The sequence below is a fragment of the Oceanospirillum sp. genome, assembly GCF_048265165.1.
GTDB lineage: Bacteria > Pseudomonadota > Gammaproteobacteria > Pseudomonadales > Halomonadaceae > Oceanospirillum.
In genome coordinates this window covers 33,847-59,286 of the sequence record NZ_JBLXCD010000004.1, presented here as the reverse complement: position 1 = coordinate 59,286, position 25,440 = coordinate 33,847, and the positions used below count along the sequence as shown (strand labels likewise).

At 47.6% G+C, this 25,440-nt stretch carries 23 protein-coding genes; 4 read left to right on the top strand and 19 right to left on the bottom strand.

Going from position 1 to position 25,440, the window contains the following annotated elements; all coding sequences use genetic code 11:
- Nucleotides 1-14: 14 nt before the first annotated feature.
- Nucleotides 15-1,649, top strand: coding sequence for a methyl-accepting chemotaxis protein (locus ACN0R8_RS09845; RefSeq protein WP_417596911.1), 1,635 nt, complete (start codon nucleotides 15-17; stop codon nucleotides 1,647-1,649).
- 145 nt (nucleotides 1,650-1,794) lie between these two features.
- Nucleotides 1,795-2,307: a transcription elongation factor GreB gene (greB, locus tag ACN0R8_RS09840; RefSeq protein ID WP_417596910.1), complete on the top strand. Its 513-nt coding sequence runs from the start codon at nucleotides 1,795-1,797 to the stop codon at nucleotides 2,305-2,307.
- A 127-nt stretch (nucleotides 2,308-2,434) separates the two neighbouring features.
- On the opposite strand, the gene ACN0R8_RS09835 is transcribed toward greB, so the two are convergent.
- The 17 genes from ACN0R8_RS09835 to ffh all read right to left on the bottom strand — a co-directional run bounded on the left by ACN0R8_RS09835 (nucleotide 2,435) and on the right by ffh (nucleotide 21,074).
- Nucleotides 2,435-2,638: a DUF2892 domain-containing protein gene (locus ACN0R8_RS09835; RefSeq protein WP_417596909.1), complete on the bottom strand. Its 204-nt coding sequence runs from the start codon at nucleotides 2,636-2,638 to the stop codon at nucleotides 2,435-2,437.
- Nucleotides 2,639-2,790: 152 nt separating this feature from the next.
- The gene (gene cmoB, locus ACN0R8_RS09830; protein ID WP_417596908.1) at nucleotides 2,791-3,798 is read right to left on the bottom strand and encodes a tRNA 5-methoxyuridine(34)/uridine 5-oxyacetic acid(34) synthase CmoB; all 1,008 of its coding nucleotides are present in this window, start codon (nucleotides 3,796-3,798) and stop codon (nucleotides 2,791-2,793) included.
- Nucleotides 3,799-3,858: 60 nt separating this feature from the next.
- Nucleotides 3,859-4,608: a carboxy-S-adenosyl-L-methionine synthase CmoA gene (gene cmoA / locus ACN0R8_RS09825; RefSeq protein ID WP_417596906.1), complete on the bottom strand. Its 750-nt coding sequence runs from the start codon at nucleotides 4,606-4,608 to the stop codon at nucleotides 3,859-3,861.
- A gap of 120 nt (nucleotides 4,609-4,728) precedes the next feature.
- Nucleotides 4,729-5,871: a methyltransferase gene (locus ACN0R8_RS09820; RefSeq protein ID WP_417596905.1), complete on the bottom strand. Its 1,143-nt coding sequence runs from the start codon at nucleotides 5,869-5,871 to the stop codon at nucleotides 4,729-4,731.
- A 76-nt stretch (nucleotides 5,872-5,947) separates the two neighbouring features.
- Nucleotides 5,948-6,748, bottom strand: coding sequence for a methyltransferase domain-containing protein (locus ACN0R8_RS09815; protein WP_417596904.1), 801 nt, complete (start codon nucleotides 6,746-6,748; stop codon nucleotides 5,948-5,950).
- A 220-nt stretch (nucleotides 6,749-6,968) separates the two neighbouring features.
- Nucleotides 6,969-8,417, bottom strand: coding sequence for an esterase-like activity of phytase family protein (locus tag ACN0R8_RS09810; protein WP_417596902.1), 1,449 nt, complete (start codon nucleotides 8,415-8,417; stop codon nucleotides 6,969-6,971).
- A 472-nt stretch (nucleotides 8,418-8,889) separates the two neighbouring features.
- Nucleotides 8,890-9,768, bottom strand: a complete 879-nt coding sequence (locus ACN0R8_RS09805; RefSeq protein ID WP_417596901.1) for a porin — start codon at nucleotides 9,766-9,768, stop codon at nucleotides 8,890-8,892.
- A gap of 381 nt (nucleotides 9,769-10,149) precedes the next feature.
- Nucleotides 10,150-11,925, bottom strand: coding sequence for a single-stranded-DNA-specific exonuclease RecJ (gene recJ, locus ACN0R8_RS09800; protein ID WP_417596900.1), 1,776 nt, complete (start codon nucleotides 11,923-11,925; stop codon nucleotides 10,150-10,152).
- Between the two features lie 109 nt (nucleotides 11,926-12,034).
- Nucleotides 12,035-13,426, bottom strand: a complete 1,392-nt coding sequence (gene thrC, locus ACN0R8_RS09795; protein ID WP_417596898.1) for a threonine synthase — start codon at nucleotides 13,424-13,426, stop codon at nucleotides 12,035-12,037.
- Nucleotides 13,427-13,520: 94 nt separating this feature from the next.
- Complete coding sequence (locus tag ACN0R8_RS09790; protein WP_077243219.1) at nucleotides 13,521-14,828, bottom strand: homoserine dehydrogenase; 1,308 nt, start codon at nucleotides 14,826-14,828, stop codon at nucleotides 13,521-13,523.
- 280 nt (nucleotides 14,829-15,108) lie between these two features.
- A complete protein-coding gene (locus tag ACN0R8_RS09785) occupies nucleotides 15,109-15,870 on the bottom strand; it encodes a DsbC family protein (protein ID WP_417596897.1) in 762 nt (253 codons plus the stop codon).
- Nucleotides 15,871-16,063: 193 nt separating this feature from the next.
- Nucleotides 16,064-17,014, bottom strand: coding sequence for a site-specific tyrosine recombinase XerD (gene xerD / locus ACN0R8_RS09780; RefSeq protein WP_417596896.1), 951 nt, complete (start codon nucleotides 17,012-17,014; stop codon nucleotides 16,064-16,066).
- Between the two features lie 114 nt (nucleotides 17,015-17,128).
- Nucleotides 17,129-17,485, bottom strand: coding sequence for a 50S ribosomal protein L19 (gene rplS / locus ACN0R8_RS09775; RefSeq protein WP_077243221.1), 357 nt, complete (start codon nucleotides 17,483-17,485; stop codon nucleotides 17,129-17,131).
- A gap of 37 nt (nucleotides 17,486-17,522) precedes the next feature.
- Nucleotides 17,523-18,269, bottom strand: a complete 747-nt coding sequence (trmD, locus tag ACN0R8_RS09770; protein WP_077243222.1) for a tRNA (guanosine(37)-N1)-methyltransferase TrmD — start codon at nucleotides 18,267-18,269, stop codon at nucleotides 17,523-17,525.
- 44 nt (nucleotides 18,270-18,313) lie between these two features.
- Complete coding sequence (rimM, locus tag ACN0R8_RS09765; protein WP_417596895.1) at nucleotides 18,314-18,844, bottom strand: ribosome maturation factor RimM; 531 nt, start codon at nucleotides 18,842-18,844, stop codon at nucleotides 18,314-18,316.
- Nucleotides 18,845-19,021: 177 nt separating this feature from the next.
- On the bottom strand, nucleotides 19,022-19,264 hold the full coding sequence (gene rpsP / locus ACN0R8_RS09760; RefSeq protein WP_417596894.1) for a 30S ribosomal protein S16: 243 nt from the start codon (nucleotides 19,262-19,264) through the stop codon (nucleotides 19,022-19,024).
- Between the two features lie 427 nt (nucleotides 19,265-19,691).
- Complete coding sequence (gene ffh / locus ACN0R8_RS09755) at nucleotides 19,692-21,074, bottom strand: signal recognition particle protein (protein WP_417596893.1); 1,383 nt, start codon at nucleotides 21,072-21,074, stop codon at nucleotides 19,692-19,694.
- 347 nt (nucleotides 21,075-21,421) lie between these two features.
- On the opposite strand from ffh, the gene ACN0R8_RS09750 reads away from it, so the two are divergent.
- Both ACN0R8_RS09750 and ACN0R8_RS09745 read left to right on the top strand, forming a co-directional pair.
- Nucleotides 21,422-22,216, top strand: a complete 795-nt coding sequence (locus ACN0R8_RS09750) for a cytochrome C assembly family protein (protein ID WP_417596892.1) — start codon at nucleotides 21,422-21,424, stop codon at nucleotides 22,214-22,216.
- 235 nt (nucleotides 22,217-22,451) lie between these two features.
- Nucleotides 22,452-23,735, top strand: coding sequence for an HlyC/CorC family transporter (locus tag ACN0R8_RS09745; protein WP_417596891.1), 1,284 nt, complete (start codon nucleotides 22,452-22,454; stop codon nucleotides 23,733-23,735).
- On the opposite strand, the gene ACN0R8_RS09740 is transcribed toward ACN0R8_RS09745, so the two are convergent.
- The gene (locus tag ACN0R8_RS09740; RefSeq protein WP_417596890.1) at nucleotides 23,732-24,790 is read right to left on the bottom strand and encodes an alpha/beta hydrolase; all 1,059 of its coding nucleotides are present in this window, start codon (nucleotides 24,788-24,790) and stop codon (nucleotides 23,732-23,734) included. The genes ACN0R8_RS09745 and ACN0R8_RS09740 overlap by 4 nt on opposite strands.
- Before the next feature lie 23 nt (nucleotides 24,791-24,813).
- Nucleotides 24,814-25,377, bottom strand: coding sequence for a GNAT family N-acetyltransferase (locus ACN0R8_RS09735; RefSeq protein ID WP_417596889.1), 564 nt, complete (start codon nucleotides 25,375-25,377; stop codon nucleotides 24,814-24,816).
- Nucleotides 25,378-25,440: the final 63 nt, after the last annotated feature.

Here is a 25,440-nt window from a genome sequence, read left to right as displayed (position 1 = left end):
GAGCGAGCGTTGCAATGCATAATCTCCTGGGCAATATAAAAATCAAATATAAACTCTGGGTCATTATTGGCTTGATGGCAATGGGAACTGCAGTTCTGATCAGCGTCTCCTTAATGTCCCTGAAGGACAATCTTCTCGAAGACCGTAAAATCAAAACCAAACATGTTGTCGAGACAGTACATGGCTTCTTGGATCACTACTATGCAATGGAGAAAGCAGGTCACCTGAGTCGCGAGCAAGCCCAGCAAGCGGCGCAAAAAGCAATTGAGGGTCTGCGCTACGACCAGGATGAATATTTCTGGATTAATGACATGAATGCCGTTGTGATCATGCACCCGATCAAACCCGAGCTGAACGGAAAAAACCTGGCCAACCTTGAAGACCCTAACGGCAAGAAAATTTTCAGCGAATTTGTCAGTACCGTAAAAGCCTCTAACGAAGGTTATGTTGAGTATCTCTGGCCAAAGCCAGGCCATGAGGCCCCGCAAGCTAAGGTCTCTTATGTAAAAGGCTTTGCACCCTGGGGCTGGATTGTTGGTAACGGTATCTACCTGAACGATATGGACGAGATTTTCTGGCAAACCCTACTGCAATACTCCATAACAGTAGGGATTTTAAGCCTGCTGATTGGCGGCCTGGCACTTTTCATTATTCATATCATCACAGTACAGATCACCACCCTGAAAAACACCATGGTAGCAGTGAAAGATTCCGGTGACCTTCGTGAGCGTGTTGATATTACAACCAAAGATGAGTTGGGTGATATGGCAGGTGCCTTCAACCATATGATGGATAAATTCCAGAACATCGTAAACTCTGTTGGCCAATCCACACAGCAGCTTTCCCATGCCATCAGCCAAATGTCCGATATTACCGCCAATACAATTAACGGCGTTACCCGTCAACGCTCTGAAACAGAGCAGAGCGCTGCGGGTATGAACGAAATGGCCGCCTCTGCTCAGCAGACTGCAAATATTGCTGACCAGGCTAATGAAACAACACGGCTGACCCATGAGCAGACCGAAACAGGTCTTCGGGTTGTTGAAGAAGCGACCAGTAGTATTAACGAACTGGCCAGCGAGGTGGAAGAAGCAGGCAGCGTGATTAATGCACTGGAAGACCACACCGCAAAGATTGAAAGCATCCTTGATGTTATCGGAGGGATATCCGAACAGACAAACTTGTTAGCGCTTAATGCCGCGATCGAGGCCGCACGAGCCGGAGATCAGGGTCGTGGCTTCGCTGTTGTAGCCGATGAAGTACGTCAACTGGCACAACGCTCCGCTGAGTCCACCCAGCAAATTCAGGAGATGATCCACGAGCTGCAAAGCCGCTCGAAAGTTGCCGTCGATGTTATGAATACAAGCCGTACAAAAGCCGAGACTACCGTCAGTAAAGCAACAGAAGCTGGCGAAGCCTTTCAAACGATTGCAGCATCAATGCAACAGATCAGCTCTTTAAACGCCCAAATCATGACGGCAGCAGATGAGCAGAGCAATGTAGCTCATGAAATGAGTCAGAACCTAGTATCCATCTCCAGTATTTCAGAAGATACCGAACAAGGTACCAGCCTGATACAAGATTCTGCTCAGGAGCTGCAGAAGAATGCTTATAACCTTGAAGCCCTGATTAAACAGTTCAAAACCTGATCTACAGAAAGGTGTGTTTTAATCAGCCTGTATGCCGGTTTAAAATCGGTACACAGGCTTTTTTATTGCTGAGAGGAGAACAGCTCAGCTCACACTCAATATATAACGCGCAAGGGAGGCTGATACCGGTATGAAAGGGCGCAATATGCAACGCTGGCGAGACCCTGCAAAAGATCCTCGGCGCGAAAAGAAAACGAACTTGATCACCCCGGAAGGCTATGAAGTCCTGCAGAATGAACGCAATTATCTCTGGAAAGTCCGTCATCCCGAGTTAGCCCAGAAAGCACAGGAAGCCGCCGCTCAGGGTGATCGTAGTGAGAATGCCGATTACACTTACAACAAGCAACTACTGAATAAAACTCTGGGCCGTATCCGTCACCTCGATAAGCGCCTGGATGCGTTAACGGTTGTGGATAAAAAACCTGATGACCTGGAACGCATCTTCTTCTCTGCCCGGATAGAGCTTGAAGATAATGAAGGCGAACTGATGCAGATCCGTATTGTCGGGCCGGACGAAGCCGATCTTAAAGAAGGCAAAATCAATATCGACTCGCCTATGGCTCGCTCTCTCCTGGGAAAAACATTAGATGACGAAATTCAGGTACAGGCACCCGGCGGCGAACAGGTTTATTACGTGCTATCCGTGGATTACGACTGACCCGTATCCGTCGCATGCTGGGTATTATGCCCACGCAAAAAAAAACCGCTCCGAATCTTCATTCGGAGCGGTTCTTTAGTTCAGAGTGGATTATCAAAAGCCAGCCCTGAGTAACCCCAACTCTGCTTTACTTAAACGCACAGCCAGTTTTAATGCCGATCATATTGAATATTTTTGCAGCCGGACAAAAACCAGTAAATGCAGACTGAATCAGATTGGCGCCGATAAAAACAGTTAACCAGACAAAATTAGCATGTACATACTGCGTCAGAACAACACTAAGCAGCACCATAGAGCCAGCAAAAACAAACACCAGACGATCAATATTCATAACACTCTCCGAGACTCATGCAGGCCAAAGAAACTGACCAATTAAGAGAGATAATATTAGAAAAACATTAACTAAAGAAATACCGCTTAATTCTAAATAGAATTTATATATAACTATTAAGAATAAGAGGCTGGTCGCGCCTATTTCTGCTATCAATAAGGGCGCTCTGCAATAATCACAGCGCGCTTAGGGGCAGGATAACCTTCTGCTGTTTTTGTCGGATCATTCGGGTCGAGAAAATCCTGCAGCGATTGATAAGTCATCCACTCGGTACTACGCTGCTCTTCCAGTGTGGTAACAGAGACATCAACGACACGCACATTAATAAAGCCGCACTTCTCCAGCCAAAGCACAAGAGCCTCAGGGCTAGGCAGATACCAGACGTTATTCATCATGGCATAGCGATCTTCCGGCATCAGCACGGTTTGTGCATCACCATCGACGACCAGCGTTTCCAGCACCAATTCACCGCCGGGACGCAAGGCTTCTTTCAGCTGAAAAAGATGATCAATCGGTGAACGACGATGATAGAGCACCCCCATGGAAAAGACTGTATCAAAGTAATCCAGATTCGCGGGGACATCCTCAATCCCAACCGGAAGATGGAAAACCCGATTACCATCTGCCAGTCCCATCAGGCGGCGCACCAGCTGAAACTGCATATGAAATCGGGGTGATGGGTCAATACCAACCACAAAGCGGGCACCCGCCCCTGCCATACGCCAACAGTGATAACCGCTACCACACCCCACATCCAACACGCTACGGTTATGTAAAGGAGCTATAAACTCAGCTAAACGGTCCCATTTCCAATCGGAGTGCCACTCGGTATCGATATAGGAGCCGTGCAGATCAAATGGGCCTTTACGCCACGGCATCAGTTTTTTCAGCAGGTTACGGTACTTAGCCTGCATCGGCTGTGGTAACTCAGGCTGAGTGCTGACTTTAACAACACTTTGCTCCAGCTGGATCTCAACCTGGTAGCCTTGTTCTCCCAAAGCTTCTGCCGTATCAAATTTATCCACAACCCTTTGCCAACCCGGCAGGTCGGAATAACGCTTAACATCCAGTGCGTCTTCCAGCTGCTCAGGTACTTTTGCCAGCCATCGGGTCAGGCCTTCTTCAGCAAATTTTTGATACAGAGGTGCATAATCCTGCATATTGAAGCTCGCTTAAATCGGGTTGGAATAAATTTCGGGAGTGAACAGGCCCGGCTTCTGTTATCGGGCTTTTATCGCCAGTAAGGAAGCAAAGTTCAGATATTGAAACCAAACCGTGCTTTGAGCAAAGCCGGCTTCTTTGAAGCGCTGATGATGGGTATCAAAGCTCTCAGCCTGGAGGAAATTCTCCAAGGCGGCCCGTTTCTGACTGATCTCCAGCTCGCTGTAGCCGTTAGCCCGTTTAAAATCCAAATGCAGGTCGAATAGGGTATCCTGCTGCTCGGCGGATTCGAAGCGCACTTTTTCAGACAGAACAATCACACCACCGGGTGCTAAGCCTTGATTGATTCGTTTTAACAGCGGCAGGCGCTGCTCCATCGGCAGAAACTGAAAGGTAAAGTTCAGGATCACAACAGAAGCATTGTCGATAGGTGCCTCGCAGATATCAGCACACTCTAGGTGTACACTATCACGCTGAGCTTCAGACACTTCCTGAGACAGAACCTCTCGGCAGCGTTCGATCATCGCATCAGAGTTATCCAGACCAACAATCTCAAGGCCCGGCTCCTGAATCTGGTGCAGCACCGATAACATACTGGCTCCCAGCGAACAGCCCAAATCATAGATACGGGTTCCTGGCTGCCAGTAACGACGGGCAATAACACCCGTCATACCGATCATATTACTGTAGCCCGGTACTGACCGTTTAATCATATCCGGAAACACCTGAACGACCTTGTCATCAAATGAGAAGGTAGCCACTTTATCCAGCGGATTGGCGAAAATCGCGTCTTTTTGCTCTTTTTTCACAGAAGGGTCTCTCTTGACTGACACGGAGTCTACTTTCTCTTGTGGGTCGGGCTTTAGCCCGTCAAGCCAACCAGCAACACCAAACCTATGACGCCCTAAAGGGTGACCTACACTGACCGGTTAAATCTTCGCCGACCATATGCAGAATTTACCGGTCTCGGCGATACGTTCACAGTGACCGAACGAAGCTTCAATAATATCCGGGTATTTCAGAAATCGGTTAGCGACAATACGCAGTTCACCACTGCGCTTCAGGTGTTTCTTCGCCTGGCGAATAAAACGATCAGCCAGCTCATAATCCGTTTTCTGGCCGGTATGAAACGGTGGGTTAGAGATAATCAGGTCAAAGCGATCTGTGATATCACTCCACATATCGGAAGCGTAAACCTGCCCCTGCATATCATTGGCGGTAAGACCGCGACGGGTCGCTTCCAGTGCCATAGCATTGACATCACAAAAGGTCACTTCCAGCTCCGGGTGCAGCTTTAACAGGCTCAAACCAATAACACCGGTTCCACAACCCATATCCAACACTCTACGGTTACGCACCTTTGATGGTTTAATACGCGGCATATTCTGCAGCATAAGCGCCGTGCCTTCATCTAAACGACCATGGCTGAATACGCCCGGCAGACTGATAAGCTTCAGGTCTGCCAGCTCCACCGGAAACTCTTTCTTTTCCGGTAGCTGCCAATGCAGTTCCCAGGGTTCAGCATCAAACGTCTCTGACTCTGGCAGCGAAAGCTCCTTATTGAGCTGCAGCTTCAGTAATGCACTTTTTTTCGCTTTGTCCGCCTTGCTTAAGTTCCAGGCACCCTCTGACCACTGGTCATCTGCCGCTGCTTTAAGCAATTTATCCGCAGACTTAATGCCACCATTGTTTTCACCCACCAGCCAGAAGCAGCCTCCGGCTTTTAGCAAAGGTAAAAACTGAGTAATCAGATAACGGGCCTGCTCTTTCGCTTTTGGCATAAACAGAAGAATGTGATCATAGGCAGTCAGCAAGCCACTATCGCTATCCTGTCCCAAATAAGCCTGAAATAACGGCATAAAACGCGATTCATACTGGCGATGTTGATCTAGCGACTGATAACTGCGCCAGTCATCGGTCAGCAGATGCAGGGCTTCAATCTGAGGCGTCAACAAGGGTTGAATCAGGTTCGTATAACCATCACCTACAGGTAAGTGCGCCATCAGAAGATCCCCTTTCAAGAAGGATTGATTACGCAATACCAGCTCTGCAGCAGGGGACAAAACACTCATAATTATTTACCAGAGTAAGAGAGGATCGAGGTATTTTCAGGCAATATTGCGCCTTGTCAGCAGCGGTACTTTGGCATCAGGGTTTCTTAGCCAGAACATGAATATAGCGCCCCATCCGCCAATAGGGTTCCTGGTGACAATAACGCCACTCAAGCTCTAACAGCTTTTCCAGATCTTCATCCGAAGGCGTTTTATCCCGAAGGTAGTCGGTAAAAACCCGAACACCTGCAACAGAAACAATCTCCAACCCTAGGTCTTTTAAGCCATCAACCACTAACATTGGCTTTTGCGGGCTAATGGGCGTTAAACGCAAACGTTGCCCCGTGCCATCAAGAGTGTCTCTAAGTGCTTTATCGTAGTTACCCTTCACAATATTACTGAAACGCAGGCCATCTTCATTAAAAAACATCAGGGATAACCAACCACCAGATTGCATCTGGCTCACAATAACAGGCAAGGCGTCCAGCGGTTGATGCAACCATTCCAGCACCGCATGGCACAACACCAGCTGAGCCGGTGGCACCTGATCACTCAGCTCCTGCAAACGGTAGGGGTGGCAGACTACAGGCTTATCATAGGTCGCTGATTGTTCCTGAAACAACTGATCAGCCTCAGCCCGCATATCATCGGCAGGCTCAGTAAAGATAACCTGATGGCCTTGTTTAGCAAACCAGTCAGCCATCTGCCCCAGGCCTCCGCCAATGTCCAGCACCAGCGCAGAGTCAACTGCAGCCACAAAGGGGATCTTCTGCAGATCACGGGCTAAGATTTCCTGACGCAACCAACCTTTGTTGGTGCCGTAGACGTTATTACGAAACTTCTCAGCCAAACCATTAAATATCTTATCGGTCTGGATTTTTGCACGCGGTGCAGCCAAAGCAGTGACCTCAAAAAGGACTTGCCGGAACAGCCGGCGGCAGGAATTAATAAAACAGCGGATAGTAAAGGATTTTTGCCGAGGTTTAAAGACCAATGCCAGACCTGAAAAGATCCTATAGGCTATATGCAGAGCATCGATAAGGCTCAGGCATGACTTGTGTATTAAAACAATATTGGCCGCTCAGGGAACGGCCAACGAGCTATCAATCAAAAGTCAGTTACTTATGACTCTTCAGATCCAGGCCCTTAACAATATATAAACGGTTACCGTCAACGGTTCCAGCATCCAGCATCTTCTGCTCTAGCTGACCACCAGTTGACCAGGTTGCAAAATCGTCATCATTTAACACACCCAAGCGTTCACCATCAATCAACCACAAGCCTTCCATCTTATCGTGAGGGTACTGAGCATCTGAGACCATATCCACTACCAAGGTTTTTTCAACCGGCAAAATACCAATCTCTGCCAATCCCTGCCAACCATGATCCAGCACGACCTGCTCAACAGTCTGCCCGTTCACAAGCAGGCCTAAACCCTCATCCTGAGAAAGCTTTCCTGTCTCACCCAAAGATTCCAGATCAGTACCAGAAGCTAAATCAACACGATAAACCGTTTTTTGTGCACCAGGAGAAGCTGCACCTGAACCTTTTGGCCCGCCAAACAGAAAGGCACCATCGCGCTCCAGCACTAAAAATTCAGTATCACTAATGGCAACAATTTCAGAGTTGGAGTTTTGACTCTTTTCCTGTTTATACAAATACTGTCCAATCGCGCCAGTATCCAAATTTATAGTTACAATGCGCGTTACATCTAAATTTTTCACCACTTTTGATGGGTTATAGATCGTTGACTGCATAATACCTACCAACGTCTTTTCATCTGGTGTAATCGCCAAACCTTCCATGCCACGGTTGGCGCGCCGGTTGACATACTCCCCAGGAAGCTTAGTTTTGACACGCTCATCGTTAGCAAAGGCATTAATCCGGTCTATCTCAATACCTTCGGCATTGTAATGAACAATATGAGGGCCATATTCATCGCTCACCCAAAAAGTCCCATCCGTCAATGCCACTAAACCTTCGCCATCCAGGCCATAGTCATCTAGTTTAATGGGGTTAGTCACTTCATCATAAGGCAGTCCAGGTGCCACCAGGACAGGAGAACCATCAGCGTTATATGGCGTCTCACCTGTTCCACCCAGTGAAGATGAGTTTGGCAAACCACTAATTAAGTGCCCATTACGATCCTTCAGAAGGATCGTTTTACGTAGTTCAACGGATCCATCACCCATTACTTCGAACAAACCAATTCTCGGAGTGTAATCAGGTGTAGGGAACTTCTTACCTTTACCATAGCCACCAGAAAAAGATGCATTCGGGCCCCTGTCAGTCAGTGCATAAAACTGCGCTGCCTTTTGCGGATGCGCTGTCATAGCTGAGCCATAACCACCATTACGTACTTCAAAAGCCTTCTGAGTTTTATTATCGATTAAATCATCTCTCAGCACGGTATAAGGTAGCAAAACACCTTCGGAAGAAACGGCATCCAGTACATGTGTTATGGTGGAGTTCTTATTGTCACCGGAATCATTGCTGCTATCATCACAACCGGCTAAACCAACAGATAATGCAACCACAGCAGTAGCAAAAAAAATCTCTAATTTCATCAAGCTCACCTTTATCTTCATTTTAAGCATACTGATAAAACCTCACTTGAGATAGATATCATCCAACAGCAACCAGATATCTCTAATTTCAGCTAAATAAAACCTAAAGGGGGCAACTCCATTCACTCCAATCAAGTCCCGTTTCTCTTCAATATACCCAATGCAAGTGTTCACAAATGCCATTACATCGCATAGCAACGAATAACAGCTATATTAAGTCTGTCAGATGACAGTGATATAACCTTAATGTGACAAAAATAATTACCTGATAATGCACTTGGCTCTTCAGTATTAAGAGGCAGAGTCACGAGATTGGTCTTTAGGTTTAGCGGAAAAAGAAAGGTGAAGCCAAGCAGACAAGCGAAAAAAAGAATAGAGTTTTACGGATAAGCAGGGAGAGAATATTTCCAGACATAAAAAAACCAGCCCGAAGGCTGGTTCTTTTTGTTCGGTATCTTAGCTAATCAATAGATTAGAATACCAGAACAGCACCCAGAGCTGTGCTCTTAGCATCGCTCAGGTCATCGTTATCGCCAGAAACAACTTCAGCGTAAACGTACATAGAATCTGCCAGGCTGTAGTTAGCACCTGCAGTTACACGGTTACCGTCGATGTCGCCAGTGTCAAACATAGATGCGATTGCGTAAACGCTACCCATGCCGTAGTTGAAAGCACCAGAAGCAGATACGATTGCATCTACGTCATCCTGAGTTTCAAAAGAAGCACCAGCAGACAGAGCACCCATGTCCAGAGTTGCAGCAACACCTGCAGCAGACTGGTAAGTATCAAAAGCAGCAGCAACAGAAACGCCTTCAGCAACAGCTACTTTAACACCAACCTGAACAGCATTGTCCAGATCGCTATCTACGTTTTTACCATTCAGGTTTACAGAAGCACGCGCCTCAACAGCACCGAACTCACCAGAGTACTGAACTTGTTGGATTTCGCGGTTAGCGCCATCTATGAAAGCAGAGAATTCGCCACCAACATACTCTTCACCAAAGATAGCGTCACCGATCAGATCGTCAGCAACAGTATCCATAGAACCTACACGAACTGTACCGAAGTTACCTTTAACACCCAGGTAAGCTTGGTCACCAGTGAAAGGAGAGTTGTCGCCTTTAGTACCAGCGGCATTCACGTCCATTTCAATTTTGTAGATACCGGTCAGACCGTTGTTCAGCGCTTCTTCACCTTTAATACCGATGGTAGAACCGTTGTCAGCAGCGGTGTTGTCATTTTCAACATCTACAACAACCTGAATGTTGCCGTATACAGTAGGAGCCGCTTGTGCAGCTACAGAGAAGCTCATAGCACCAGCAATAGCGGTAGCAATCAGAGTCTTTTTCATTTGATAATTTCCTTTCTCTACTCAATCGCTCTGCATAAATGCAGAAGTTTTATCGGTGTGCTGACTGGATATTCATACAATCCAGCCAATCAATAACCGTTATTGTTTCAATCGCAGGAGCTACTTTAAACATCCTGCGGCCGCATGGCAATAGTCAAATCCGTCCTTTTTTCAATGAATTTATACGGTTTTGATCTGTGTCCGTCAAAGATTTAATAATGTAGCTGCTTGGAGAACCAGAGCACCTTAAAGAATGTTTTTGACATATTCATGACATGAGAAGAGGTGTAATTAATCAATCTTTGTTACTTAACCGGCAGCAACGAAGCGACCACTGACATAGATACCCACTTTTATTTTGTAACAACTTCACTGAATAATTCAGATTTCTCTATATGCATACTCAATGATAAGCTGAATACTTCTTCTGCCACGAAACTCATTGATATCAAGCTGATAGGCAAGATTGACCTGATCACCTTCTTTAAAATCAATGACTTGCCCACCCGCCAGCGCCTTGAACCAGATCCCTTTGACAGATATTTTTTTAATCGGATCACTTAACAATAGCTGTAAATGGCTTTGGTCAGCACCTACAACTCTCAGCCCCTCAACCAAAAAAGTACTACTGAAACAGGGTACTTCAAACTCCCTACCAAAAGGTTGAAGCTGCTGCAGAGTTGCCCATTCTTTTTCTGTAATTGCTTCAATCTGTAAAACTGAGTCTATTTTCACTACAGGTTGTAACGTCAGATTATTCAGCTCAGCTTTCACAGCAGCATTAAAGGCCTCGGAAAACTCTTTGAGCTTTCTTTTATTCAGTGTCAGTCCAGCGGCCCCCCGGTGACCACCAAATTTCACCAGAAGCTCTTCGTCGCTTTCATGGATCTGCTGCAGGATATCTCTGATATGAATACCATCGACACTGCGGGCAGATCCGGATAAGTGATCAGGATTCAACGCAGGGCACATGACAATACTGGGTTTACCTGTTTTTTGAGTAATACGAGATGCCACAATTCCCTGAACCCCTGCATGTCCATTTTCCAGGAAAACCGACAACCCCTGATAGTTTTGTGTCAACTGACCTTCAACCATACGATAAGCATCCTGCGTCATCTCTTGCTCAATCGCTTTACGGTCTTCATTATCCTGATCAAGAATCGCCAGATAATGTTCCGCCTGATGGTCCGTTGGGGACAGCATATAGTGTAATGCAGCATAGGGATCATCTAACCGCCCCCGGGCGTTAATACGAGGCCCAAGCTGAAAACCCAGTGTACCTGCATCAAAAAACTCAGTGTCTTTACGTAATAATTTTCGGATAGCACGCCAACAGGGCAATTCAAAGCGGTTAATCAGACTCAGGCCAGTATGGACGACAGCCCGATTCACAGCACTTTCACCAAGAGAAACACAGTCTGCAACGGTACCCAGTGCCACATAACTGAGTAAGAAACCCAGCTTAGGTGTCTCCTTTCTTAATTTGCCCTGCTTAATTAACTGATCCCGCACCTGCGCCATAACCAGCCAACTCACCATACACCCTGCAATGGTAGCATCAGGGTAGTCACAATCATGTTGTGTCGGGTTCACCACGGCATAAGCCGATACCGGAGCGCCTTCCTCTGGCAGAGCGTGATGATCCGTGACAATCACATCAATACCCGCCTGCTTCAGCAAAACAAGCCGGGCCTCATCACTGGAACCACAGTCAGCAGTAATGATCACATCCGGTAAAACATCCTGCTCCAGAATCCGGGAAATCAGGCCAGCGCTAACGCCATAACCATCATTAATTCGATGACCAATCAGGCTATGGATATTATTAGGAGGGACGGCAAATAGCTCTGTCAGTGCGCGATACAGAACAACATGGGAGGTGATGCCATCCACATCATAATCGGTTAACACGCCAATACGCTCACCACGGCTTATAGCCTGAGCGATCCGTACCGCAGCCTTCTCACAATCTTTCAGCAAAGCCGGGGGAGGAATATGCTTCAGTGCGGGTGTAACAATACCATCAAGGTTAAAGGTATCACCCTCAATCCTACCGGCAATAATTGTGGCTAATAAAGGATCCAGCCCCATCTTTTCTGCCTGATCTAAAACGGAGGGGTTGAGGGTTCGGTGCTGAAAGACAGGGCGGCTCATGTTTATTCCACACAATGATAAAACAGAAGGCAAAAAAACAGGGAGCCTCAGCTCCCCTGTTTACTTGTACTGCTACAGTCAGCATTAATCTATCTGAGATTGCGCTAACTTAACGCTTGTTATCTACCACAAATGCCTGAATTGCTTCAGCATCGGCGGGCAGTACTGAGAAGCGCTCTTCCCGCTCCATAAGATCCGCCATATGCGCAGGTAAAGGCGCACCTTTAAAGCCCGCTTTTACAATAGCATCTTCAAACTTAGCCGGGTGTGCTGTAGCTAGAGTGATCATCGGCACAGACTTATCACGGTTACAGGTTTCTGCCGCGCGGTAGCCAGTGGCGGTGTGCGGATCAAGTAATTCACCGGTACGCTCAAAGGCCTCTTTGATCACCTCGATGGTGGTTTCGTCGTCCACGCTCAAGCTGTCAAACAGCTTACGGGCTTTGTCCCAGCGGGCCTGTTCAATCTGAACGGGTTCGTTGTTAAAGCGTTTCAGCAGATCTTCCACGGCAGCGCCATCATTGTCGTACAGATCAAACAGCAGCCGCTCAAAGTTGCTGGATACCACAATATCCATACTTGGCGACAAAGTGTGCAGCAGCGGCTGTTTGCTGAAGTCGTTCTTGCTGATTACGCGGTGCAGAATATCATTCGCATTAGTTGCAACAACAAACTGATTCACCGGCAAGCCCATCTTGTAAGCAATATAACCGGCAAACACATCACCAAAGTTAGCAGACGGTACACTGAAAGACACTTTACGGTGTGGCGCGCCTACCGCAACAGCAGAAACAAAGTAATACACCACCTGCGCCATAATTCGCGCCCAGTTGATGGAGTTCACCGCAACCAGACGGGTGTTACCACCCAAGAAACTCTGATTGTTGAAGCTCTCTTTCACGATAGCCTGACAGTCATCAAAGTTACCTTCAACAGCGATATTAAATACGTTATCCGCCAATACCGTGGTCATCTGACGGCGCTGAACTTCAGATACACGGTTGTATGGGTGCAGAATAAAGATATCCACATGATCACAAGGCTTACAACCTTCGATAGCAGCAGAACCGGTATCACCAGAGGTTGCCCCCATAATCACAGCGTGCTCGTTACGTTTACCCAGGAAGTGATCCAGCAAACGGCCCAGCATCTGTAACGCGACATCTTTAAAAGCTAGTGTCGGGCCATGAAACAGTTCCAGCAGGTAATGGTTGCTATCCAACTGTTTAAGCGGCGTAACAGCGTCATGTTTGAAGGTGCCGTAGGTATCTTCAATCATACCTTTCAGTGTATCTGTGGGAATTTCATCACCGATAAAAGCGTGCATCACCTTATAGGCGATATCGGTATAGGGCAGTCCTGCCCAGGAAGCGATCTCTTCAGCTGAAAACTGAGGAATAGTTTCCGGCACATACAGGCCACCATCACTGGCCAAACCGGTCAGAACAACATCTTCAAAGTTAAGGGCGGGCGCTTGGCCTCGGGTACTGATATAACGCACGGTGAGATTCTCGTATTCAGGTTTATAACGGCCCGATAGGGTACGGGACGATTACAATCCGGCACTAGGGTAAAGTGCCGGACTTTTTAATCAATTAACTATCCAGGTCTTCAACACGGATACGCACCACTTCACCACAGATATCCACCAAAGATTCGATCTCACGGATCGCCTCATTCATCTGCAGTTCCTGGCACTGATGTGTCATAAAGATGATAGGCACCATCTCGCTCTCTTTGTCTTCTTTCTGAATAATAGCTTCAATACTGATGCCTTTATCACTCAGGATGGTAGCAACCCGAGCGAGTACACCCGGCCTGTCAACCGCTTGCAGACGCACATAATAAGCAGTAGACACATCGTCCATGGATAGAATTGGCGCATTCTGGTCCAGGTTATCCTGAGTAAAGCCCAATGGTGGTACGCGATCCGAGTAATCCGTGTTCATACCGCGCGCCACATCCACAATATCGGCAATCACAGAGGATGCTGTTGGTTCTGCACCGGCACCAGGACCGTAATACATGGTAGGGCCTACGGCATCGCCCTGTACCATTACTGCATTTAACACGCCGTGTACATTAGCAATCAGGCGATCTTTAGGAATCAGAGTTGGGTGAACCCGCAACTCAACACCCTCTTTGGAGCGTCGTGCAATACCCAGGTGCTTAATCACATAACCCAGCTCATCGGCCTGTTCGATATCCAGAGGTGTGATCCTGCTGATACCTTCGGTGTAAGCTTTGTCAAACTGTAATGGAATACCAAAAGCTACAGAACCAAGAATCGTCAATTTGTGCGCAGCATCGATACCTTCAACATCAAATGTTGGATCCGCTTCGGCATACCCCAACGCCTGGGCCTCTGCCAGAACGTCAGCAAAATCACGGCCATAATCACGCATTTGGGTCATGATGTAGTTGCCCGTGCCATTAATAATGCCAGCCAGCCAGTTAATCTTGTTAGCAGCCAGGCCTTCACGAATCCCTTTAATCACCGGAATGCCACCGGCAACTGCCGATTCAAAGGCAACAATCACGCCTTTAGCTTTTGCAGCTTCAAAAATATCGTTACCGTGTACTGCAATCAGTGCTTTATTCGCTGTTACTACATGCTTGCCATTTTCAATGGCTGTCATTACCAGTTCACGGGCAACGTCATAACCACCGATCAACTCAACAACCACATCGATTTCTGGGTTGTTAGCCACATCAAAAATATCGCGGGTGACATCAATGCCTGTAGTATCGCAGTCAGGGTTATCGCGACGGGCACCAATCTGCTCAACAATAATAGGGCGACCAGTACGACGGGCAATCTCTTCAGCATTGCGGATCAAAACATTAACTGTGCCGCTACCCACAGTACCTAAGCCACATACACCCACTTTTACCGGTTTCAATACAATACCCTCTTACCTATTCCTGCATAAACGATTGGTATGCCTGTTTCAGCATATTCTTTTCTGGCAAATACTGTCAGATCTTTACAGAACCTGTCGTTAAATCACTCGCCATTTGAATTCCCATCTTATCGTTTTTTCAGCCTGATAAAAACCAAGTCAGTCTATAGAACGCAAATATTAGCTCTGTTGATCAACAATAATTGACAGATAAAAACCCATAGACAAAAACGCCCCGAAATAAGTATCAGGGCGTCCCTTTTAATAAAAACCGGAAAATCTATAATGCCAAGCCTAAAGCAGTGGCGAGGCGCTCAGCGGGCATATAACCCGGCAGAAGGCGGCCGTCATCCAGAAAAATAGCAGGGGTTCCCTGAACACCTAACTTCTGGCCAAGACGATACTGGTCAGCAATTGGATTCTCACACTGCTTCTCTTCAACAGATTCGCCTTGTTTAGCCTGAGTCATAGCATCTTGCTGGTTCTCTGCACACCAGACCGACACCATCGAGTAATAAGAACCAGAGCCTATTCCTGCCCGTGGGAAGCCAAGGTAGCGTACGGTGATACCCAAGTCGTTCAGCTCTGTCACCTCTTTGTGTAACTTGCGACAGTAGACACAATCAATATCCGTGAAGACCGTTATCTGCCCTTTCTGCTCGCCTTTAGCCGGAAAAACGACCATCTGGCTGGCATCAAGATTCTTGATTTCTGAAGCGCGGGCCGCCATACGACGCTCTTCAGTTATATTCTTGAACCCTTGGGGCGCAATCTGATACAGATCCCCTGTAAAGATATAACCACCATCTGCAGTACTATAAAGAATTTCACCCGTTTTTAGCTCAACTTCATAGATAGACTCAACCAGAGAAGGGCGAATATCATCAACCGGAATACTCGGACCCGCAGACTCAAGCTTTTGCAAAATAACCTCTTCCGGTGTTGCAGCCTGAGCAGACACCGGCAAAAAAAACACAACCAGTGCAAAACAGGTCGCAATGACAGATTGGCTGCTATCCAGCAGACGCGGCAATATTTTCATAATTGGATATCCTGAACCTAAAAATCGCAGCTTCATTATCCGGCCAGTAGAGCCAACAAGCTACACAGTGTTTTCTGTGACCAAATTGCCTCAGAAATGTTCCATAAGGCGCACCATCAAAACTCAGAGCTGGAAGCTCGTCAACCTGAAAAATATCTGATAGCTCAAGCATTATAAGCTTAAAGCATGCCCGCTACGCTCTGGGGTGGTGCTCCTGGTACAATTCTTTCAGCCTCTGATTCGCCACATGGGTATAGATCTGAGTCGTTGTCACACTGGAGTGACCCAATAACAGCTGGAGAGACCTGAGGTCAGCCCCATGATTTAGCAGATGCGTCGCAAAAGCGTGCCTTAGCTGGTGTGGTGACAGTGTTTCCGGCAGGCCCGCTTCCAAAGCATACTTATGGATGCGATACCAGAAAGCTTGCCGTGTCATAGCACCACCTTTCCGGCTGGGGAAAAGTGCTGTTTCGCTCTCTTTAAAGCCAGGCAAAGCTGGGCGGATATTTTTCAGGTAGTAGCATAATTCATCCTGAGCAGCCTCTCCCAAAGGAATCATCCGCTCTTTCTGCCCCTTACCGGTTACCCTAACAACTCCTTGCTGCATACTAATCTGGCCAGCGGTCAGTCCCACCAACTCGGATACCCGAAGCCCTGTGGCATAAAGCAGCTCAAGCATACAGCCATCCCGGGCCTGAATCGGGTCAGAGCGATCTGGCTGATCCAGTAATGACTCCACCTGCTCTTCAGAGAGCACTGCAGGTAATTTTCTGTCAGTTCGAATTTTTGGTAGTAAACTGACCGGGTTTTGCTTAATCAGCTCCTCATCCATCAGCCAGTAATAGAACCCTTTCAACGCACTGATAATACGAGCAACTGATCGTTTATCGAGATTTATCGCAAAACAGGCTTCACGAAAAGCCAATAGCTGTTCAACATCCAACTCCAGCAACACATCCTGATCACAAGCCGCATTCTTACTGCTTTCTGATTTCAGAAAAGCCTCAGGCTGAACCAACCAAAACACCAGATATTTCAAATCACGTTGATAGGCAAGCAGCGTATTCCGGCTAAGACCTTTCTCAAGTATCAGATAACTCAGATATCCCTGAATAAGCACGTCAGACGTCAGTTTGGTCATCATAGCTTCACCACCAGCCAGTCCTCAGACTTCTGTATTGCAAACGACAGACATAAAAAAACGGGCAACCCCGAAAGGTTACCCGTTTTTTCAGCAAGTCGAACTGATCTTAACGAATCAGGACAGCTTTTCTTTAATACGTGCAGCTTTACCGCTCAGTTCACGCAAGTAGTACAGCTTCGCCTGACGAACGTCACCACGACGCTTAACAGAGATGCTATCTACCAGAGGGCTGTAAACCTGGAAAGTACGCTCAACACCAACACCATGGGAGATCTTACGTACGGTGAACGCAGAGTTCAGACCACGGTTACGCTTACCCAGAACAACACCTTCAAACGCCTGCAGACGCTCACGGTTACCTTCTTTAACTTTTACCTGAACAACAACGGTGTCACCTGGTGCAAATGCAGGGACTTCTTTGCTCATTTGTTCGGCTTCAAGAGCCTGAATTACTGTATTTTTGCTGCTCATTAGCTCGCTCCTAGATTTAAGCCGCTCGACTTGCGCATTAGCGCGAACCGTCATGATTGCGGATGAATTCTTCCAACAATGCCTGGCGCTCATCGTCCAGGTCGACCTTTTCCAGCAACTCCGGCCGCCTTAACCAAGTTCGGCCCAGAGATTGCTGAAGACGCCACCGACGAATGGCTTCATGATTCCCGCTTAACAGCACATCCGGCACGACAAGATCATCAACCTGTTCAGGTCTTGTATAGTGCGGACAGTCCAGTAAGCCATCGGAGAATGAATCTTCTTCAGCAGAAGCCTCATGCCCGAGAACGCCGGGAACCATACGTGATACTGAATCGATGAGGGTCAAAGCAGCGAGTTCACCACCGCTCAGAACATAATCACCGATTGACCACTCTTCATCTATTAATGTCTCCACCACGCGCTCGTCGATGCCTTCATAACGACCTGCAACAATCACCATGCGGTCGCGCTGAGACAGCTCACGTACACCTTCCTGATCGAGGGGACGTCCTTGGGGAGACATATAGATCACCTTAGCATCCGGCCCGGCTTTTTCTTTAGCGGCTAAAATAGCATCGCGCAAAGGCTGAACTTTCATCAGCATGCCAGGACCGCCACCATAGGGGCGATCATCTACTGTGCGGTGTTTATCTGTTGCGAAATCACGAGGATTCCAGAATTCAAGCGACAGCAGCTCTTTCTTAACTGCCCGCCCGGTGACACCATATTCGGTGACCGCATCAAACATCCCCGGAAACAGGGATACAACGCCTAACCACACAGTTTAATCTCTTTAATAAAAGTCAGTTCCATTACGAAAACCGACTAGAAGTCAGGATCCCAGTCAACAAGCATAGTGCCGTCACTGAGATTGACCTCTTTAACTACCTGATCCACCAGATAAGGAATCAGACGCTCAGCGTCATCAACACTTTCCGGTGTCGCTTTTACCACCAATACATCATTTGCACCGGTTTCCAGCAGGTAGTCCACCGAACCCAAATTAACATTTTCGGTTGTGAATACTGTCAGCCCTTCTAACTGGTGCCAATAGTAATCACCCTCTTCCAGCTTCGGTAGCGTGTCTTTCGACATGCGAACCTCACAACCACACAACTCCTCAGCCCCATTACGATCCGTAATGACTTTAAGGCGGGCAACCAGACCCTTGCCATGCTTTTTGCCCTTTGCAACATCAAACTCGCCTAAAGGCTTATCATCTTTCCACAAAGACCATTTTTTATGCTGAAAAATACCGTCCATAGGGTCGGTAAAAGAATAAACCTTAACCCAGCCCTGAATACCAAAAGGACTTGTAATTCTACCTAGGACTACAAAATCTTCTGGATCTGACATAAGCCTGACTTATTCTCTCAATTCATCAGATTAGCCAACTGTAATAGTGGGCTGATTCGATGTTTAAAACGATAACCGTTCTTAAGCCTTAAACGAAAAATTGTCAGGCTATAACTGGCTTCAACACCAGTTAGAAGCGGTCATACTGGTTTATTACTGCGTTTTTAAAAGCAGTAATTACTTAGCAGCATCTTTCAGCAGCTGAGTAACACGGTCGGATACAGTTGCACCCTGGCCTTTCCAGTATTCTACACGGTCAAAATCAACACGCAGACGCTCTTCCTGACCTTTAGCCAGTGGATTGAAGAAACCTATACGCTCAAGGAAACGACCATTACGGGCGCTACGTGAGTTAGTCACAGTCAAGTGATAGAACGGGCGCTTCTTAGAGCCGCCACGAGCAAGACGAATGGTTACCATTGCCTTTTTATCCTATGTTCGGAGTTCTCAAAATTTCGCTACAGACTTTCATTTACGGCCTTTCAGCCCGAAAGGCGGCATATTCTAAGGGAAAACACCGGCTTTTGGAACCACAAAAGCACAATATTCCGCCACAACCACAATTTAGATTGGGCTGAGCAGAAACGTCAGTCTGAAAATGTGCGCGCTATTGTAGGCGTACACAGCCTAAACGCAAGCCTGAAGCACCTTTTTCTGCAATTTATCGGTAGATTTGACGATCAGAACTGCAGAAATACAAGAGGCCAAGTCTAGCAACCTATTGTTTTAAAAGCACTATACTGACATTTATCAGTGGAAGTGCAAAACTGAAAAAAGAAAGAAAAGGCCTGACAAAACAGCGCCTTTTCTTAGAAAGGGTCTATCCCCTCACTCCAGCCAAACAAGCTTAGAAGCGAGGAGGCATACCGCCGCCGCCCATTCCCGGAGGAAGCATTCCGCCAAGGCCACGCATCATTTTAGACATGCCGCCTTTATTTCCCATTTTTTTCATCATTTTCTGCATCTGCTTATGCTGCTTCAACAGGCGGTTCAGATCCTGAATCTGAAGACCGGAACCTGCGCAGATACGGCGCTTCCGGGAACCAGAGATCATATCAGGCTTACGACGCTCATAAGGTGTCATGGAGTTAATCAGGGCCTCCAGCTTGCCCATCTCTTTCTCAGCCGCACCATTCTTAGCAACTTCAGCAATCTGCCCCATGCCCGGCAGCTTATCCATCAGGCCGGCCATTCCTCCCATATTTTTCATCTGTTGAATCTGGTCACGGAAGTCTTCCAGGTCAAAACCTTTACCCTTCTTAACTTTCTTAGCCAGCTTCTCAGCTTTTTCCTTATCGATCTTCTGCTCTGCTTCTTCAATCAGAGACAGGATGTCACCCATACCCAGAATACGGGAGGCGACACGATCCGGATGGAACGGCTCAAGGGCGTCAACCTTCTCCCCCATCCCCATAAACTTAATCGGCTTGCCGGTAATATGACGCACAGACAGTGCAGCACCACCACGTGCATCACCGTCAGCTTTAGTCAGAATCACACCCGTCAGCGGCAATGCATCGCCAAATGCTTTAGCAGTATTAGCCGCATCCTGACCTGTCATAGCATCAACTACAAACAGTGTCTCAACAGGATTAATACCCGCATGCAGCTCTTTAATTTCGCCCATCATGTCATCGTCAACATGCAGACGACCTGCAGTATCTACGATCACAACATCAAAAAACTGGATCTTCGCATGAGCGATAGCTGCATTAGCAATATCTATAGGCTTCTGATCAGTGGAGCTGGGAAAGAACTCTGCTTCCACCTCACCAGCCAATGTTTCCAGCTGTTTAATTGCCGCTGGACGATAAATATCAGCTGAAACCACCAGAACTTTTTTCTTTTCTCGCTCTTTCAGGTAACGAGCCAGCTTTGCCACGGAAGTCGTTTTACCCGCCCCCTGCAAACCAGCCATCAGAATTACCGCAGGAGGGGTAGCCGCCAGGTTCAGCGTTTCATTCGCCTCCCCCATGATCTGCTCCAGCTCCTGCTGAACGATTTTAACGAACTGCTGGCCAGGGCTCAGACTCTTGCTTACCTCCTGACCAACTGCCCGCTCTTTAACTTTTTCAATAAAAGCTTTAACAACAGGCAGCGCCACATCTGCTTCGAGCAACGCTTTACGTACTTCCCGCAGAGTGTCTTTAATATTATCTTCTGTCAGGCGTGCCTGACCGGTAATCGAACGCAGACTTTTCGATAGGCGTTCGGTTAAATTCTCAAACATCTATAACTTCCTCGCTGCTAAGACAGCAGAAAAACATTCAAACATGAGCACTTATGGCACAAAAATAAACAAAGAGTCGTGCCAGGCAATTAAAATCCGGTTAATGTCCACATTATAACCAGCCGAGGCACCTATCATCTATGGGCAAATAAGCTTTAAGCAAGATTCACGGCTAACCGACCATTAAAACAGCTACCTAATGAAGGGTAGTAATGATGCAGGGTCGCCCGCAATCAGTTACTATTGGCTCTCATTTATCAGGCATGACCTGATTCTGATTTCAGGCAGTCCGTTAAGGGTTTCCAACCCCCCAACCTGCTGTATTTATACGGGATAACTGACAGATTATGGATGCTATCGCACTAGCTCTGATCGCCATCGTTTTCTACTGTGCCGCAGCCACCTATCAGCTGCTTGCCTTGCAACGCAAAGCACCAAACCGCCCATCCATGATCCGTCTACTGGGGGCCGCGGCTGTTCTGAATCACGGACTCAGTGTCTGGCTGGCCATTTTTCAGTCAGATGGGGTACACCTCGGTCTTACTGAGATGAGCCTGCTGGCTACCTTCACCATAAGTCTGATGTTACTGATCAGTAGCTTTAAGAAACCGGTTCTGAACCTCAGTATCGGGATCTTCCCCATGTCGATGCTTGCCTTGATTTTTGCTATCTGGGGACCAGTTTCAGCACCGAGCAATCACTTGTCTCCCGGCTTGACGCTACATATCCTGACCTCCCTGGTTGCATATAGCCTGATTGTTATTGCAGCTTGTCAGGCGCTCCTCGTTTCAATCCAGAACTACCAGCTAAAGCATAAGCAGACCCGCGGTATCATTCAGGTGTTACCTCCTCTTCAAACCATGGAGCGCTTGCTGTTTGAATTGATCTTTAGCGGCGTTATTATTCTGACTATCGCTATTGGTAGTGGCTTTATCTTTATTGAGAACCTGTTTGCCCAACATTTGGCCCACAAAACCGTTCTTAGCCTGATGGCATGGCTCGTTTTTGCCGTTTTGTTGGCTGGACATCGGTGGCTGGGTTGGCGCGGCATGACCGCGGTTCGCTGGACTTTGGGCGGAGCAACACTCTTGGTTTTGGGGTATTTCGGCACTAAAGTTGCCCTTGAAATCCTGCTGAACTAACCCAAAATTACAATAACTAATCTTCTGCTTTTCAGCCTGCTCACCTTGACGTCAGCCGGCCGAAAATTTAAAAGTAGAATCTGCGGGTTTTATTCGCAGTAAAAATAATAAAAGCGTCACCTATTGGCGCTGTCCAGCGGCGAATTAACGGAACACTGGCCTGAGGAGGTCACATCGCTGTCATGCAGCGGCTGTTAAATCGTCAGTTTTTCATTTTTGCAGGATACCTGATCTCTTGAACGACACCCCCCTTGGCATTTTATTTGGACTTTTAGCCTTTCTGATTGTCTGTTCCGGCTTTTTCTCCAGCTCCGAAACCGGCATGATGTCACTTAACCGCTATCGGTTGAGCCACAAAGCAAAAAATCGCGACAAAGGAGCGTTGCGGGTAAGCCGTCTGCTGGAGCGCCCTGATCGCCTGATTGGCGTTATTCTGATCGGCAACAACTTCGTCAATATTCTTGCATCTGCCATTGCTACCGTTATTGCTGTCCGCCTGTATGGTGACGCGGGCATTGCTATTGCCACAGCGCTACTGACCTTAGTTATTCTGATCTTTGCTGAGGTTACTCCTAAGACGTTAGCCGCTATGCACCCCGAAAAAATCGCTTACCCTGCATCCCTGCTGCTGACCCCCCTTCTTAAAGTCATGTACCCTCTGGTATTTCTGGTAAATGCCATTACCAACGGCCTTCTTAAGGTGATGGGAGTTAATCAGAATGACAGCAGTAATGATCAGTTAACGCCAGAAGAGCTTCGCACAGTAGTACTTGAAGCAGGCGCAATGATACCCCGCCGACACAAAACCATGCTGCTGAGTATCTTGGATCTGGAGTCGATGACCGTTGATGATATTATGATCCCCCGTCATGATATTCAGGGTATCAATCTCGATGATCCGGTAGAGTCTATTATTGAGCAGCTGCAGAACTGCCAGCACACTCGCCTGATTCTGTATAAAGGTGACATTAATAACGTGTTGGGTATTCTGCATATGCGTAACGCATCACGCTTTATGGCCCGACAGATGCCAACTAAAGAAGATCTTCTGGCAGAAGCCCGTGAGCCCTACTTTATTCCGGAAACAACGCCACTGCAGACACAGCTGCTGAACTTCCAGCGCCTGAAGCGTCGTATCGGTATTGTGGTGGACGAATATGGCGATGTACTCGGCATTGTCACACTGGAAGATATCTTGGAAGAGATTGTGGGTGACTTTACCTCACCGATGAGCGGCCATAATGATGAGATCAAACCAGATGGTAATGGCAACTTTGAAGTGGAAGGCGCTGCCAGTATCCGGGATATCAACAAGACACTGGATTGGGCTCTGCCTGTTGACGGCCCTAAGACACTGAATGGGCTGATTATAGAGCATCTGGAAGCGATTCCTGAAGCACCAGTATGTATGAGCTTTGGCCCTTATCGCTTAGAAACACTGGAAATAGGTGGCAACTTTGTGCAGAAAGTCCGCTGCAAAGAGACCCCAAAAGATAAAAAGAAAAAGAACCATTCCTAGTTCTTAATTCGCCTTAAGCCTTTCATCTGCCCAGCCGCCAAAAAGCGGCTGATTGCGTTATAAACTTCCTGACAAACATCCGGCACCAGCGACTCCAGATTCAGAAAAGCGTGCAGCATTTGCTCGTAACAAACACCTTCGACGTCAGCCCCTGCATTGGCCAGCTTTTCGAAGAAAAGTCCGGCCTCATCCCTCAGTGGATCGTAGCCCGCACTCATCAGTAAGGTTCTAGGGAAATGTGATGGCACCGGCATTGCTAACGGCGAGACCGAAAGCGGATCCGCCTTGCCCTGCAGGTACTGATCAAAATACCAACGTATCCGCTCTTCAGTCAGGAAGTACCCTTCAGAAAACTGCTGAATCGAACCTGCCTGCATACGATAATCAAGACTTGGATACAGTAAAACCAGGGCTTCTGGATAACCGGGCAGCGTTTTCGGTTGCTGCAAACAAAGGGTCGCGGCCATAGCAGCGCCGCCAGAGTCCCCCATCATCATTACCCTGATATCTGATGGTAGTTGAAAGGTCTCAAGTACCTGCGGTAAAAGCCTCATCAGTTCGGCAACACTTTGAATACCCGCTGGCCAAGGGTTTTCAGGGGCCAGAGGATAGTCCATGGCTAACACTGCCTGACCACTCTCCTGAGCCAGCCTTCGGCAGATAGGGTCGTAAACGTCAACACTGCCCGCCATATGTCCGCCGCCATGGATGAAGAGCATCAGCGCTTCCGGTGACTCAACCGACTGATAAAGGCGCAACGGCAACTCTGGCACGTTATGCTCCGAAACACAGCTAAGCGTTAATACCAAATTTTCGACACGCAGCAAGCCCGGGCCTTTTGGCACAAAGCGTGTGGTAATTCCTGCCAACGCCTGACGGGCACGCTCCGGCGTTGCTGTTTTTTGCTCTGGCGGAAGGCTCGCCACTAGCTGATTAAACTGTATCCGCCAATGCTCCAACGTAGAGTGAAGTGGCTTCAATGCCTCAGCTGAAAATGCTGACAATGGTGTGCTAACAACATCCTGCGCAATTTCTTTTGACTGAGATAGCTTCATAGCTCACCCCTTCAAATAGTGAATTAAGCATGGTCAGGATAACTGAATTCCAGTACCTGAATATTTCCCATTTCACGCCCCAGCGAAAAACTCGCTCCCAGCTTCTGTGCTAATTTAATAGACGGCTTATTCTCGCTATGTATCAAGCTGATCAGTGGCTCCTGAGGAAAATGCGTTCTCTGGTATGCCAGAGCTGCCTGAGCCGCCTCAAAGGCAAAACCCTTACGCCAATGCTCTTTGGCGATCATCCAGCCCAACTCCATGCCAGGCCAACCCTCCGGTTGATACAAGCCAACACGACCCACCACCCGGCCAGAGCTTTTTTCTTCAACCGCCCATAGGCCAAAACCTTTCAGCCACCAATGTCCCATCAGATACGCCATGCTCTGCCAGGCCTGCTCAGTATTCAGCGACACGCCCTGACCGACATAACGCACAACATCCGTATCACTCACCATGCCGTGATACGCAGAAAAGTCTGGCTGCCGGAAGGCTCTTAAAATAAGGCGTTCCGTTTCAAGCACAGGCATCTCTTCTTGGATAGCCACTTCAGAGGCCGACACTCCTGGAATTTTATTAGCAGTCATCTGACTATCCTCTTCAATTTTCCTTTACAATCAAACTAACGCATTCAGATTAATGAGAAAATC

Coding starts and splice junctions, on each gene's coding strand:
- ACN0R8_RS09845 (WP_417596911.1), top strand. CDS start 15: ATGCATAATCTCCTGGGCAATATAAAAATCAAATATAAACTCTGGGTC.
- greB (WP_417596910.1), top strand. CDS start 1,795: ATGCAACGCTGGCGAGACCCTGCAAAAGATCCTCGGCGCGAAAAGAAA.
- ACN0R8_RS09835 (WP_417596909.1), bottom strand. CDS start 2,638: ATGAATATTGATCGTCTGGTGTTTGTTTTTGCTGGCTCTATGGTGCTG.
- cmoB (WP_417596908.1), bottom strand. CDS start 3,798: ATGCAGGATTATGCACCTCTGTATCAAAAATTTGCTGAAGAAGGCCTG.
- ACN0R8_RS09820 (WP_417596905.1), bottom strand. CDS start 5,871: ATGAGTGTTTTGTCCCCTGCTGCAGAGCTGGTATTGCGTAATCAATCC.
- ACN0R8_RS09810 (WP_417596902.1), bottom strand. CDS start 8,417: ATGAAATTAGAGATTTTTTTTGCTACTGCTGTGGTTGCATTATCTGTT.
- ACN0R8_RS09805 (WP_417596901.1), bottom strand. CDS start 9,768: ATGAAAAAGACTCTGATTGCTACCGCTATTGCTGGTGCTATGAGCTTC.
- recJ (WP_417596900.1), bottom strand. CDS start 11,925: ATGAGCCGCCCTGTCTTTCAGCACCGAACCCTCAACCCCTCCGTTTTA.
- ACN0R8_RS09785 (WP_417596897.1), bottom strand. CDS start 15,870: ATGAAAATATTGCCGCGTCTGCTGGATAGCAGCCAATCTGTCATTGCG.
- xerD (WP_417596896.1), bottom strand. CDS start 17,014: ATGATGACCAAACTGACGTCTGACGTGCTTATTCAGGGATATCTGAGT.
- rplS (WP_077243221.1), bottom strand. CDS start 17,485: ATGAGCAGCAAAAATACAGTAATTCAGGCTCTTGAAGCCGAACAAATG.
- rimM (WP_417596895.1), bottom strand. CDS start 18,844: ATGTCAGATCCAGAAGATTTTGTAGTCCTAGGTAGAATTACAAGTCCT.
- rpsP (WP_417596894.1), bottom strand. CDS start 19,264: ATGGTAACCATTCGTCTTGCTCGTGGCGGCTCTAAGAAGCGCCCGTTC.
- ffh (WP_417596893.1), bottom strand. CDS start 21,074: ATGTTTGAGAATTTAACCGAACGCCTATCGAAAAGTCTGCGTTCGATT.
- ACN0R8_RS09750 (WP_417596892.1), top strand. CDS start 21,422: ATGGATGCTATCGCACTAGCTCTGATCGCCATCGTTTTCTACTGTGCC.
- ACN0R8_RS09740 (WP_417596890.1), bottom strand. CDS start 24,790: ATGAAGCTATCTCAGTCAAAAGAAATTGCGCAGGATGTTGTTAGCACA.
- ACN0R8_RS09735 (WP_417596889.1), bottom strand. CDS start 25,377: ATGACTGCTAATAAAATTCCAGGAGTGTCGGCCTCTGAAGTGGCTATC.